Genomic DNA, 13388 nt, shown 5'->3' on the forward strand with positions numbered 1-13388 from the left:
ACTATTTTACCCCGTAGTGTACGTCCTGGCGGCGGGTAAACGCCATTATGTTATCCATATCACTCTAAATTGTTTTTTTGATGTTACCAAAAGCGCGTTCCTTTGCTATTATGAGCGATATCGAACATTTCTGAGCTTTAACGAAAGTGCGTGAGGGTGTTATGGAAACCAAAGATCTGATTGTGATAGGCGGTGGCATCAACGGTGCCGGTATTGCGGTCGATGCCGCAGGACGCGGTTTATCCGTGCTGATGCTGGAAGCTAACGATCTCGCCTGCGCGACCTCGTCCGCCAGCTCCAAACTGATCCACGGTGGCCTGCGCTACCTGGAACACTACGAATTCCGCCTGGTCAGTGAAGCACTGGCCGAACGCGAAGTGCTGCTGAAAATGGCCCCGCATCTGGCTATTCCGATGCGCTTCCGCCTGCCCCATCGCCCGCATCTGCGTCCGGCGTGGATGATCCGAATTGGTCTGTTTATGTACGATCATCTGGGTAAGCGCACCAGCCTGCCGGGTTCGAACGGTTTGCGTTTTGGCTCAGAATCGGTCCTTAAGCCTGAAATCGTGCGCGGTTTCGAATATTCCGACTGCTGGGTGGACGATGCGCGTCTGGTGCTGGCGAATGCGCAGATGGTAGAGAAAAAAGGCGGCGAGGTGAAAACCCGTACCCGCGCCACCGCCGCGCGTCGTGAAAACGGTCTGTGGATTGTGGAAGCGGAAGACGTGGATACCGGCGAGAAGTTCAGCTGGAAAGCGCGCGGTCTGGTGAACGCCACCGGCCCGTGGGTGAAGCAGTTCTTCGATGACGGCATGCACCTGCCTTCTCCGTACGGCATCCGCCTGATCAAAGGCAGCCACATTGTGGTGCCGCGCGTGCATACCCAGAAGCAGGCCTACATTCTGCAGAACGAAGATAAACGCATCGTGTTTGTCATCCCGTGGATGGACGAGTTCTCGATCATCGGCACCACCGACGTGGAGTACAAAGGCGATCCGAAAAACGTCGAGATCGACGAGAGCGAAGTGAACTACCTGCTGAAAGTGTACAACGCGCACTTTAAGAAGCAGCTGGCGCGCGATGACGTGGTCTGGACCTACTCCGGCGTGCGTCCGCTGTGCGATGACGAGTCTGACTCACCGCAGGCCATCACCCGCGACTATACGCTCGATATTCACGACGTAGACGGCCAGGCGCCGCTGCTGTCGGTGTTTGGCGGCAAGTTGACCACCTATCGCAAGCTGGCCGAGCACGCGCTGGAAAAACTGGCACCGTACTATAAAGGCATTGGCCCGGCATGGACCAAAGGCGCGGTTCTGCCTGGCGGTGATATCGGCGATAACCGCGATGATTACGCCGCGAAGCTGCGCCGTCGTTTCCCGTTCATCACCGAAGGCATGGCGCGCCACTATGCCCGCACCTACGGCAGCAACACCGAGCTTTTCCTGGGTGACGCGAAAGCGCTAGCCGATCTGGGCGAGCATTTCGGTCACGAGCTGTACGAGGCCGAGCTGCGTTACCTGGTGGAGCACGAGTGGGTTCGCCGCCTGGATGATGCCATCTGGCGTCGTACCAAAGAGGGGATGTGGCTCAACGCCGAGCAGCAGTCTCGCGTGGCGCAGTGGCTGCAGCAGCATGCGGGAAAGCGTGAATTGTCGTTAGCGTCGTAATGCGATCGGTGTGGGCTGATGCCCTCACCCTGCCCCTCTCCCACAGGGAGAGGGAACAAACACTAAAAACGGCAACCAGGGTTGTGCTTTTATAACCGCACCGGATCAATATGCCAGATCGTCTCGGCATACTCCTTGATGGTCCTGTCAGACGAGAAATACCCCATATTGGCGATGTTATGCATCGCGGTGATGGTCCACTTCTCCTGCTGACGATACAGCTCGTCCACCCGGTCCTGACAATCCACGTAGCTGCGATAATCCGCCAGCACCTGATAGTGATCGCCAAAGTTAATCAGCGAATCCACCAGGTCCCGGTAGCGTCCAGGCTCTTCAGGATTAAACAACCCGGTCGCGATTTGGGTCAGCACCTGACGTAGCTCTTCATCCTCTTCATAATACTCACGCGGTTTGTAGCCCTGCCTGCGCAGTTCCTCCACCTCCTCCGTGGTATTACCGAAAATAAAGATATTCTCTTCCCCCACATGCTCAAGCATCTCGACGTTCGCGCCGTCCAGCGTGCCGATGGTCAGCGCGCCGTTCAGGGCAAACTTCATGTTACTGGTGCCGGACGCTTCCGTCCCCGCTGTGGAAATCTGCTCTGAGAGATCCGCCGCCGGGATGATCAGCTGCGCCAGGCTCACGCTGTAGTTAGGGATGAAAACTACCTTCAGCTTGTCGCCGATGTCCGGATCGGTATTCACCACCTTCGCCACGTCGTTAATCAGGTGAATGATGTGCTTCGCCATGTAATAGGCGGAAGCCGCCTTACCGGCAAAGATCTTCACGCGCGGTACCCAGTCAGCCGTAGGGTCGGCCTTGATACGGTTATAGTGCGTGATCACATGCAGCACGTTCATCAGCTGGCGTTTGTACTCGTGAATACGTTTGATCTGCACGTCAAACAGCGCTTTCGGGTTCGCCACCACGTTCAGATGCATCGCCAGCCAGACCGCCAGACGCTTTTTGTTGAGGAGCTTGGCTTCACGCACGGCTTTATTCACCGTCGGGAAATCAATGTGCTGTTCCAGCTCGCTCAACTGGCTCAAATCGGTGCGCCAGGTGCGGCCGATATTCTCGTCCAACACGTCAGACAGCGGCGGGTTCGCCAGCGCCAGCCAGCGGCGCGGCGTGACGCCATTGGTCACGTTGCAGAAACGCGTCGGGAAGATCTTCGCAAAATCCGCAAACAGCGACTGCACCATCAGGTTCGAGTGCAGCTCGGATACCCCGTTGACCTTGTGGCTGATCACCACCGCCAGCCAGGCCATGCGCACGCGGCGACCGTTGGATTCATCGATGATCGACGCACGGCTCAGCAGGCCGGTATCGTTCGGGTACTGCTCCTGCAGGGTCTTGAGGAAGTAGTCGTTAATTTCAAAGATAATCTGCAGGTGGCGCGGCAGAATTTTGCCGAGCATATCCACCGGCCAGGTTTCCAGCGCTTCGCTCATCAGCGTGTGGTTGGTGTACGAGAACACCTGACAGGTCACTTCAAAGGCGTCATCCCAGCTGAACTTATGTTCGTCGATCAGCAGGCGCATCAGTTCCGGAATGGAGAGCACCGGATGCGTGTCGTTGAGGTGAATCGCCGTTTTCTCCGCCAGATTGGCGTAGGTTTTGTGCAGCTGGTGATGACGGCTGAGGATGTCCTGAATCGTTGAGGAGACGAGGAAATACTCCTGACGCAGGCGCAGCTCGCGGCCCGAGTAGGTCGAATCGTCCGGATACAGTACGCGGGACACGTTCTCGGAGTGGTTTTTATCTTCCACTGCCGCAAAGTAGTCGCCCTGGTTAAATTTACCGAGGTTGATCTCGCTACTGGCCTGGGCATTCCACAGGCGCAGCGTGTTGGTGGCGTCGGTGTCGTAGCCGGGGATGATCTGGTCATAGGCTACGGCGAGGATCTCTTCGGTTTCGACCCAACGGGATTTTTTGCCTTCCTGCTGAATACGCCCGCCAAAACGCACTTTATAGCGCGTGTTGTGACGCTTGAACTCCCACGGGTTGCCGTATTCCAGCCAGTAATCCGGGGACTCTTTCTGGCGGCCATCCACGATGTTCTGCTTGAACATGCCGTAGTCGTAGCGGATGCCGTACCCGCGGCCCGGCAGCGCCAGCGTCGCCAGCGAGTCCAGGAAGCAGGCGGCAAGACGTCCCAGACCACCGTTTCCAAGGCCGGGGTCGTTCTCTTCGTCGATCAGCTCTTCTAAATCCAGCCCCATCTCTTCCAGCGCGGTTTTGACATCGTCATAAATACCGAGCGACAGCAGCGCGTTGGAGAGGGTGCGGCCAATTAAAAATTCCATCGACAGGTAATAAACCTGACGCGTTTCCTGCGAGAGCTGGGCGCGGTTGGAGCGCAGCCAGCGTTCGACTAAACGGTCACGCACCGCAAACAGGGTGGCGTTCAGCCACTCGTGTTTGTTGGCGATAACCGGATCTTTCCCGATGGTGAACATCAGCTTGTAGGCGATGGAGTGCTTTAACGCCTCAACGCTGAGCGTGGGTGAAGAGTAGCTAAATGGAGCGTTCATATCAGTAACTTCGCCTCGTTACATCAAGCGTTGATAAAGGTCGCGGTAGGACTGCGCCGCAACGTGCCAGCTAAAGTCCATGGACATCGCCTGACGTTGTACGTAACGCCACAGCGATGGACGGGACCACAAGACGAACGCACGCCGAATCGCGCGAAGCAGCGACCAGGCATTACTGTCCTCAAAAACAAAGCCGCTGGCGATACCGTCCGCCAGGTTTTCCAGAGAGCTGTCGGACACCGTATCCGCCAGCCCGCCCGTGCGGCGTACCAGCGGCAGCGTGCCGTATTTCAGGCCGTAGAGCTGCGTCAGGCCGCAGGGTTCAAAGCGGCTCGGCACCAGAATGACGTCTGCACCACCCATAATGCGGTGCGAAAATGCTTCGTGATAACCAATCTGCACGCCCACCTGCCCCGGATGTTCTGCGGCGGCGGCAAGAAAACCTTCCTGCAGCACCGGATCGCCCGCGCCGAGCAGCGCCAACTGGCCGCCCTGCTCCAGGAGTCCCGGCAGCGCTTCGAGCACCAAATCCAGCCCTTTCTGGCTGGTCAGGCGGCTGACCACGGCGAACAGCGGCACTTTGTCGTTCACCTTCAGCCCCATCGCAATTTGCAGCTGGCGTTTGTTTTCGGCTTTGTCTTCCACCGAATCGCGGCCATAGCGCGCAGCCAAAAGGAGATCGGTATCCGGACTCCAGATCTTTTCATCCACGCCGTTCAGAATGCCCGACAGACGGCCTTCACGGTGGCGCTGTTGTAACAGCCCTTCCAGACCGTAGCCAAACTCGGGCTGGGTGATTTCACGCGCGTAGGTTGGACTCACCGCCGTGATGTGATCGGCGTAGTACAGCCCCGCCTTCAGGAACGAGATCTGCCCGTTAAACTCCAGACCGTGCATGTTATAGAACGACCATGGCAGATCGATGTCATTCATATGATGGGCATAGTACATGCCCTGATACGCCAGGTTGTGCACCGTAAAGACCGATTTGGCCGGATGACCTTTCGCCGCCAGATACGCAGGCGCCAGGCCAGCATGCCAGTCATGCGCGTGTACAACATCCGGTCGCCAGAACGGATCCAGCCCGACGGCCATCTCCGCCCCCACCCAGCCGAGCAGCGCAAAGCGCAGCACGTTGTCGGTATAGGCGAACAGGTTCGTATCGTGATACGGACTGCCCGGTCGGTCGTACAGGTGAGGCGCATCGATCAGGTAAATCCCTACGCCATTGTAATGTCCAAATAGCAGGGTGATGCGTCCGGCGAAGGTTTCACGGCGGGTAACGACCTTTGCATCAGGAATACCACGCCGGATATCCGGGAAGGCGGGCAACAGGACTCGGGTATCCACCCCACCGGCGATTTGCGCCGCCGGTAATGCGCCAAGAACGTCCGCCAGCCCGCCCGTCTTCAGCAACGGGAACATCTCAGAACATACGTGTAAAACCTGCATCATCGCTCCTGTTTGATTTGCAGCTTCCGCAACATTTCCCGTGTGACTAACACGATCCCCTCTTCAGAACGGTAGAAGCGACGCGCATCTTCTTCCGCGTTTTCACCAATCACCATCCCTTCAGGGATGACGCATGCACGGTCGATCACGCAACGGCGAAGACGACACGAGCGCCCTACCCAGACATCCGGCAGCAGGACTGCCGAGTCGATATTACAGAATGAATTCACACGCACGCGGGGGAACAGCACGGACTGCACCACCACGGAGCCGGAGATAATGCACCCGCCGGAAACCAGCGAGTTCAGCGTCATGCCGTGGCTGCCGGAGCGGTCCTGCACGAACTTCGCGGGCGGCAGCGATTCCATGTGGGTGCGAATCGGCCAGTTCTGGTCGTACATATCCAGTTCAGGCGTAACAGACGCCAGGTCAAGGTTCGCTTTCCAGTAGGCTTCCAGCGTACCGACGTCGCGCCAGTAAGGTTCCGCATTCGGGTCTGACTGCACGCAGGACAGCGGGAAAGGATGTGCATACGCCATGCCAGCTTTGGTGATTTTCGGGATGATGTCTTTACCGAAGTCGTGGCTGGAGTTTTCGTCTTTGTCGTCTTCTTCCAGCAGCTCATAAAGGTATTCTGCATCAAAGATATAGATCCCCATGCTGGCGAGCGATTTGGTGTCATCTCCCGGCATGGTCGGCGGGTTCGCCGGTTTTTCAACAAAGTCGATAATCTTGTCGTCGGCATCCACGTGCATCACACCAAACGCCGTCGCTTCAGCAACGGGCACCGGCAGACACGCCACGGTGCAGCGCGCCCCTTTTTCGACGTGGTCGATGAGCATGTGCGAGTAGTCTTGCTTGTAGATGTGGTCACCCGCGAGGATGACGATGTATTCCGCGCTGTAGCGGCGAATAATGTCGAGGTTCTGGGTCACCGCATCCGCCGTGCCGCGATACCAGTTTTCCCCGTGAACGCGCTGCTGCGCCGGGAGCAGATCGACAAACTCGTTCATCTCTTCGCTAAAGAACGACCAGCCGCGCTGGATATGCTGAACCAGCGTGTGCGACTGATACTGAGTAATGACGCCAATGCGGCGAATGCCAGAGTTGAGGCAGTTGGAGAGCGCAAAGTCGATAATGCGGAACTTACCACCAAAGTGAACGGCCGGTTTGGCGCGCTTGATGGTCAAATCTTTCAGACGGGTTCCACGCCCGCCCGCGAGTATCAGGGCAACAGTTTTTAATGGTAGCTGGCGCGCCAACATTAACGGATCGTTCTTCTCTAATCTAACCATGACTAACTCCTTTTTTATCATCTTTGGAATACGCACACTCCGTGCGCAGGCCCGTGCCAGACAGCCATAACAACCGGATTATCCGCTCCGGCAAAGGGGGGAACGGCTCGCCACTCCCCGTCAGGTAAAACAATCTCTGCGACGTCATCCGTCGCGTTCAGCGTGACCAGCCACGTATCCGACAGCAGGATTTGCAGACAGGTTATGCCGTGTTGCCACTCTTGCGCGCTCAGCGGTTGCGCGTCTTTATTCAGCCAGCGAACGTTGCCGTCACCCTCTTCCCACCAGCTGTCGGCGGTAAGCGCCGGGATTTGCTGGCGAAGGTGGATCAGCGCTGCGGTGAAATGGGTCAACCCGCTGTTTGCTTCTCCCCAGTCGAGCCAGGTTAAGGTGTTATCCTGGCAATAGGCGTTGTTGTTGCCGTGCTGGCTGTGGCCATGCTCGTCGCCCGCCAGCAACATCGGCGTGCCCTGCGACAGCAAAAGCGTCGTGAGCAGCGCGTGAACGCTGGCGCGTCGCCGCTCGATCACGTCCAGACTTCCGCCTAACCCTTCTATACCATGGTTAAAGCTATGGTTATTGTTAGTCCCATCGCGATTCTCCTCACCGTTTGCCTCATTGTGTTTCTGATTGAAACAAACGCAGTCGCGAAGCGTGAAACCGTCGTGCGCCGTTACCAGGTTGATGGTGGCCGACGGACGTTTGCCGTCGCGCTTAAAGAGATCGCTGGAACCGGCAAAGCGTCCTGCGAATTCCCCCAACGACAGATCGCGCGCCAGCCAGAAGCGGCGGATGGCATCGCGGTAGTGATCGTTCCACTCGGCAAACAGCGGCGGGAAATTTCCCACCTGATAGCCGCCCTCACCGATGTCCCACGGCTCGGCAATCAGCTTCACCTGCGACAACACCGGGCAATTTTTGATTGCCTCAAACAGCGGTGCCTGCTGGCTGAACGCCGGCGTGCGCCCCATGACGGGGGCCAGGTCGAAACGAAAACCGTCGACATGGAAGGTTTCCACCCAATATTTCAGGCACTCATACGCATAATGCGTCACCGCCGGATGGCTGAGATTGAGCGTGTTACCGCAGCCGGTCCAGTTGGCGTAATCACCATCTTCCCTGATCCAATAATAGCTACGGTTATCAATTCCGCGCTGCGAGAGCGTCGGGCCGTCGAGATCGCTTTCGGCACTGTGGTTGAGCACCACGTCCAGAATGACCTCAATGCCCGCCGCGTGGAGTGCCTTCACCGCATCGCGGAACTCGTCCCGGGCTTTTTCAGGATGGGCGGCATAGCGGGGTTCAAGGGCGAACATCGCCAGCGGGTTGTAACCCCAGTAGTTGCTCAGACCAAGGCGCTGTAACCGTGGCTCGCTGGCGAAATGCGCCACGGGCAGCAGCTCCAGCGCGGTGATCCCTAAGTGCTTCAGGTAGGCAACCAGCGTCGGATGCCCGAGGGCTTTATAGGTCCCGCGCATCTCTTTGGGGATCGACGGGTGCAGATACGTCAGCCCTTTCACATGCGCTTCGTAAATGACGGTATTGCCCCACGGCGTGCGCGGCGGGGCATCGTCTTCCCAGTCGTAGAGGTCGTTCACCACCACGCTTTTTGGCGCGAGCGGCGCACTGTCGCGGTGGTCGGGTTCACCGTAGCCGACGTGGAATATTGGGTCGTCTTTAAACTCGCCGTCCACACGGTGCGCACACGGGTCAATCAACAGCTTCGCCGGGTTAAACCAGTGTCCCTGTGAAGGCTCCCATGCGCCGTGAACGCGAAAACCGTAGTGCATTCCCGGACGCCCGCCGGACAGGTAACCATGCCAGATATCTCCCGTGCGGGACGGTAAATCGTAACGGTGCTCGTTACCTTCCCCGTCAAACACACAGAGTTCTACCCGCTCCGCGTGCGCAGAAAAGAGCGTGAAGTTCACCCCCTTCCCGTCAAAGCGCGCCCCGAGCGGTTCGGGATTACCTGCCGTAAGCTGCGTCATTCCCCCTCCCGCACCAGCCAGATGGTGCTAAGCGGCGGCAGCGTCAGGCTCAGGGAATGAGGTCGCCCGTGGCTTTCGAGTGCATCGCTCTGCACCAGACCGCCGTTACCCGCGTTGCTGCCGTGATAATGCATGGAATCGGTGTTCAGTATTTCGCGCCATTTCCCCGCCTGGTTAATGCCGAAGCGGTAATGTTCGCGCGGCACCGGCGTGAAGTTGCTGGCAACGATAATTTCATTGCCCGCTTTATCGCGGCGCACAAAGACAAATACCGACCGTTCACGATCGTCCACCACCAGCCACTCGAAGCCGTACGGGTCAAAATCCAGCTCGTGCAGCGCTTTGTGGTGGCGATAGGTCAGGTTCAGGTCACGCACCAGACGCTGTACGCCGTGGTGCCAGTTGTCACCGCCTTCCAGCAGGTGCCAGTCGAGGCTGGAATCGTGGTTCCACTCGCGGCCCTGCGCGAATTCATTGCCCATAAACAGCAGTTTCTTGCCCGGGAAAGCGAACATCCAGCCGTAGTAAGCGCGCAGGTTGGCAAACTTCTGCCACGCGTCGCCCGGCATGCGGTCAAGAATGGATTTTTTGCCGTGCACCACTTCATCATGCGACAGCGGCAGCATGAAGTTTTCGGTGTAGTTGTAGAGCAGCCCGAAGGTGAGCTTGTCGTGGTGATACTGACGGTGAACCGGGTCGAGCTTCATGTAGTCGAGCGTGTCGTGCATCCAGCCCAGGTTCCACTTGTACCAGAAGCCCAGGCCGCCCATTGACGGAGGGCGAGAGACGCCGGGGAAGTCGGTGGACTCTTCCGCCATCGTCACCGCGCCTTCCACCTGCTCGCCGAGAATGCGGTTGGTGTTGCGCAGGAACTCAATGGCTTCCAGATTTTCACGGCCGCCATACTCGTTCGGGATCCACTCCCCCTCTTTACGGCTGTAGTCGCGGTAGATCATCGACGCCACCGCATCGACGCGCAGGGCATCAATACCGAAGCGCTCGATCCAGTACAGCGCGTTGCCTACCAGGAAGTTCGTCACTTCACGGCGACCGTAGTTATAGATCAGCGTGTTCCAGTCCTGGTGATAGCCTTCGCGCGGGTCGCTGTGCTCGTACAGCTTCGTGCCGTCAAATTCCGACAAACTGAAATCATCAGACGGGAAGTGGCCGGGCACCCAGTCGAGGATCACGTTCAGCCCGGCGGCATGCGCGGCATTGATGAAATAGCGGAAATCATCGCGCGTGCCGAAGCGGCGCGTTGGCGCATACAACCCGGTAGGCTGGTAGCCCCAGCTTCCGTCGAACGGGTGTTCATTAACCGGCAGCAGCTCAAGGTGAGTAAAGCCCATCCATTTGGCGTACGGCACCAGCTGATCGGCCAATTCACGATAGCTGAGCCAGAAGTTATTATCGGTGTGGCGACGCCAGGAGCCGAGATGCACCTCATAGACGGAGATTGGCGCGTCGAAGCGGTTGGCCTGCTTGCGTTCTTCCGTCTGGACGATCTTCTCCGGCAGCCCACAAATCAGCGACGCGGTATCCGGGCGCATCTGCGCTTCAAAGGCATACGGGTCAGCTTTAATGCGCAGCTTGCCGTTGGCATCGATCATCTCGAACTTATAGAGCTGGCCGTTTTGCGCGCCGGGGATAAACAGCTCCCAGATGCCGGTTTCACGGCGCAGGCGCATCGGATGACGACGACCGTCCCAGTAGTTGAACTGCCCGACAACGGAGACCCGCCGGGCATTCGGTGCCCACACGGAAAAGCGCGTGCCGGTGATCCCGTCCATGGTATCGGCATGCGCGCCCAGCGTTTCATACGGCCGCAGGTGAGTCCCTTCGGACAGCAGCCAGGCGTCCATCTCTTTCAGGAGCGGGCCGAAGCTGTAAGGGTCGTCAATCAGGTTCTGCTGGCCGTGCCAGATGACGGCAAGCTGATAGCGAAAAGGGTTTTTACGACGGGGCATCACGCCCGAGAAGAAGCCACGAGAATCGAGGCATTCCAGATTGCCGACCTTGCGGCCGGTTTTGGGTTCAATCACCCACACTTCTGTGGCATCCGGCAACAGCGCCCGAACTTCCAGTCCAGCCTCCGTTCGGTGCATCCCAAGCACAGAAAAGGGGTCAGCAAAATGACCCGCAATAAGCGCATTAATCACGTCTCTATCCACACGATCGGACATGGTATTCATCCTGTTTTTTATGTCGTCCTTTTTACGCGCTCCGGGACGACTTTTAATGTGACCTGAACGGGACAGCACAAATATGTGCATCCTTTCTGCTCCGTTCGAACCTCAGGTAAGAAATGACTCTTCCTTAAAGCATAGCCAACGCTCTAAATGACTCCTGATAAAAAATAAGACATCCGCGTGTTACTCCATGTAGTACGCAAAAAAAAGGGGTGAAAATCACCCCCGGTATTTAACAAATTATTACGCCAGCTGGCGCAGCATGCGGCGCAGCGGTTCGGCGGCACCCCACAGGAGCTGGTCGCCGACCGTGAACGCGGAGAGGTACTCCGGCCCCATGTTCAGCTTGCGCAGACGGCCAACCGGCGTGGTCAGCGTGCCGGTGACGGCTGCCGGGGTCAGTTCGCGCATGGTGATATCGCGATCGTTTGGCACCACTTTCGCCCACGGGTTGTGTGCGGCCAGCAGCTCTTCCACGGTCGGAATAGACACATCTTTTTTCAGTTTAAGGGTGAAAGCCTGGCTGTGGCAGCGCAGCGCGCCGATACGCACGCAGAGGCCGTCAACCGGAATGGTGTTCGCGGTCGCGAGGATTTTGTTGGTCTCAGCCTGGCCCTTCCACTCTTCACGGGTCTGGCCGTTATCCAGCTGTTTGTCGATCCACGGAATCAGACCACCGGCCAGCGGTACGCCGAAGTTGTCCACCGGCAGCTCGCCGCTGCGGGTCAGCTGAGTGACCTTACGCTCGATATCAAGGATCGCGGACGCCGGGTTTGCCAGCTCGGTCGCTACGCTCTGGTGCAACTGGCCCATCTGGGTCAGCAGCTCGCGCATGTGACGCGCGCCGCCGCCGGACGCGGCCTGGTAGGTCGCCACGGAGACCCACTCCACCAGATCCTGCGCGAACAGGCCGCCGAGGGACATCAGCATCAGGCTGACGGTACAGTTACCGCCAACAAAGGTTTTCACGCCGTTGTTCAGGCCGTCGGTGATCACGCCCTGGTTAACCGGGTCGAGAATGATGATGGCATCGTCCTTCATGCGCAGCGAAGAGGCCGCGTCAATCCAGTAACCCTGCCAGCCGCTTTCACGCAGCTTTGGATAGATTTCGTTGGTATAATCGCCGCCCTGGCACGTCACAATAATGTCGAGTGCCTTCAGCGCTTCCAGATCGTAAGCATCCTGCAACGTGCCTGTGGTACCACCAAAGGACGGAGCAGCCTGGCCGAGCTGGGAAGTGGAGAAGAAGACCGGGCGGATAGCGTCGAAATCGCGCTCTTCAACCATGCGTTGCATGAGTACAGAGCCGACCATACCGCGCCAGCCGATAAAACCAACGTTTTTCATAGCATTTTTTTCCTGCTGAGGGTGTGTGCTGATTGTGCAAGCCAGTATTGAACTGGGATATGCTTCACATTACAAAATGCTGCCAAAGTCGCAAGCGAAATTAATCGATGATTGCCCGGCAATCAGAAATACAGCTAATTATCATAATAACCATAGAGAGTTTCAGGGATAATTTACATGAGTGAAATCATTTCCGCGGCGGTTTTATTGATCCTGATAATGGATCCACTGGGAAACCTGCCGATCTTCATGTCGGTGTTAAAGCACACCGAGCCAAAGCGCCGTCGGGCGATCATGATCCGCGAGCTGCTCATCGCCCTGCTGGTGATGTTTATCTTCCTGTTTGCCGGGGAAAAAATTCTCGCGTTCCTGAACCTGCGCGCCGAAACGGTCTCGATTTCCGGCGGGATTATTCTGTTCCTGATTGCCATCAAAATGATTTTCCCGAGCGCGGAAGGCAGCAGCAGCGGCCTGCCAGCGGGTGAAGAGCCGTTCATCGTGCCGCTGGCGATCCCGCTGGTTGCCGGGCCGACCATTCTTGCCACGCTGATGCTGTTGTCGCACCAGTACCCGAATCAGATGAGCCACCTGGTGATTGCCCTGCTGATTGCCTGGGGCGGGACGTTTATCATCCTGCTGCAGTCGTCGCTGTTCCTGCGCCTGCTGGGTGAAAAAGGGGTGAACGCCCTGGAGCGCCTGATGGGTCTGATTCTGGTGATGATGGCGACACAGATGTTCCTGGACGGGATACGGGCATGGATGAAGGGGTAGCAAGGTAAATGCAAAACGGCAATCTAAGATTGCCGTTTTTAGTGTTTGCCCCCTCTCCCCGTGGGAGAGGGTTGGGGTGAGGGCAACAGGCCGCAGAGGCCGTATGTTTGTCGGGTGGCGGCTTCGCCTTACCCGA

Annotated in this window: 8 protein-coding genes; 2 read left to right on the top strand and 6 right to left on the bottom strand. The window is 57.7% G+C overall.

Going from position 1 to position 13388, the window contains the following annotated elements:
* Positions 1 to 161: 161 nt before the first annotated feature.
* The gene (gene glpD, locus ACOQH0_RS21415) at positions 162 to 1670 is read left to right on the top strand and encodes a glycerol-3-phosphate dehydrogenase (protein WP_089598548.1); all 1509 of its coding nucleotides are present in this window, start codon (positions 162 to 164) and stop codon (positions 1668 to 1670) included.
* Positions 1671 to 1759: 89 nt separating this feature from the next.
* On the opposite strand, the gene glgP is transcribed toward glpD, so the two are convergent.
* The 6 genes from glgP to asd form a co-directional block, all read right to left on the bottom strand.
* On the bottom strand, positions 1760 to 4207 hold the full coding sequence (gene glgP, locus ACOQH0_RS21420; RefSeq protein WP_089598547.1) for a glycogen phosphorylase: 2448 nt from the start codon (positions 4205 to 4207) through the stop codon (positions 1760 to 1762).
* An 18-nt stretch (positions 4208 to 4225) separates the two neighbouring features.
* Positions 4226 to 5659 carry a glycogen synthase GlgA gene (gene glgA, locus ACOQH0_RS21425; RefSeq protein WP_089598546.1) on the bottom strand — a complete coding sequence of 478 codons (1434 nt, stop codon included), beginning with the start codon at positions 5657 to 5659 and terminating at the stop codon, positions 4226 to 4228.
* Positions 5659 to 6954 (bottom strand): glucose-1-phosphate adenylyltransferase, encoded by a 1296-nt coding sequence (gene glgC, locus ACOQH0_RS21430; protein WP_042718928.1) that lies wholly within the window; start codon positions 6952 to 6954, stop codon positions 5659 to 5661. The genes glgA and glgC overlap by 1 nt, the downstream gene beginning before the upstream one ends.
* Before the next feature lie 17 nt (positions 6955 to 6971).
* Positions 6972 to 8945 carry a glycogen debranching protein GlgX gene (gene glgX / locus ACOQH0_RS21435; protein ID WP_411776744.1) on the bottom strand — a complete coding sequence of 658 codons (1974 nt, stop codon included), beginning with the start codon at positions 8943 to 8945 and terminating at the stop codon, positions 6972 to 6974.
* A complete protein-coding gene (glgB, locus tag ACOQH0_RS21440) occupies positions 8942 to 11128 on the bottom strand; it encodes a 1,4-alpha-glucan branching enzyme (protein ID WP_089598544.1) in 2187 nt (728 codons plus the stop codon). The genes glgX and glgB overlap by 4 nt, the downstream gene beginning before the upstream one ends.
* A gap of 249 nt (positions 11129 to 11377) precedes the next feature.
* Entirely contained in the window at positions 11378 to 12481 is a 1104-nt protein-coding gene (gene asd / locus ACOQH0_RS21445; RefSeq protein ID WP_010436455.1) for an aspartate-semialdehyde dehydrogenase, read from the bottom strand.
* 177 nt (positions 12482 to 12658) lie between these two features.
* On the opposite strand from asd, the gene yhgN reads away from it, so the two are divergent.
* Positions 12659 to 13252: an NAAT family transporter YhgN gene (yhgN, locus tag ACOQH0_RS21450; protein ID WP_003861574.1), complete on the top strand. Its 594-nt coding sequence runs from the start codon at positions 12659 to 12661 to the stop codon at positions 13250 to 13252.
* Positions 13253 to 13388 lie beyond the last annotated feature (136 nt).

The organism is Enterobacter sp. JS8-1 (assembly GCF_049187015.1).
GTDB classification, from domain to species: Bacteria; Pseudomonadota; Gammaproteobacteria; order Enterobacterales; family Enterobacteriaceae; genus Enterobacter; species Enterobacter mori.

Coding starts and splice junctions, on each gene's coding strand:
- asd (WP_010436455.1), bottom strand. CDS start 12,481: ATGAAAAACGTTGGTTTTATCGGCTGGCGCGGTATGGTCGGCTCTGTA.
- glgB (WP_089598544.1), bottom strand. CDS start 11,128: ATGTCCGATCGTGTGGATAGAGACGTGATTAATGCGCTTATTGCGGGT.
- glgC (WP_042718928.1), bottom strand. CDS start 6,954: ATGGTTAGATTAGAGAAGAACGATCCGTTAATGTTGGCGCGCCAGCTA.
- glgP (WP_089598547.1), bottom strand. CDS start 4,207: ATGAACGCTCCATTTAGCTACTCTTCACCCACGCTCAGCGTTGAGGCG.
- glgA (WP_089598546.1), bottom strand. CDS start 5,659: ATGCAGGTTTTACACGTATGTTCTGAGATGTTCCCGTTGCTGAAGACG.
- glpD (WP_089598548.1), top strand. CDS start 162: ATGGAAACCAAAGATCTGATTGTGATAGGCGGTGGCATCAACGGTGCC.
- yhgN (WP_003861574.1), top strand. CDS start 12,659: ATGAGTGAAATCATTTCCGCGGCGGTTTTATTGATCCTGATAATGGAT.
- glgX (WP_411776744.1), bottom strand. CDS start 8,945: ATGACGCAGCTTACGGCAGGTAATCCCGAACCGCTCGGGGCGCGCTTT.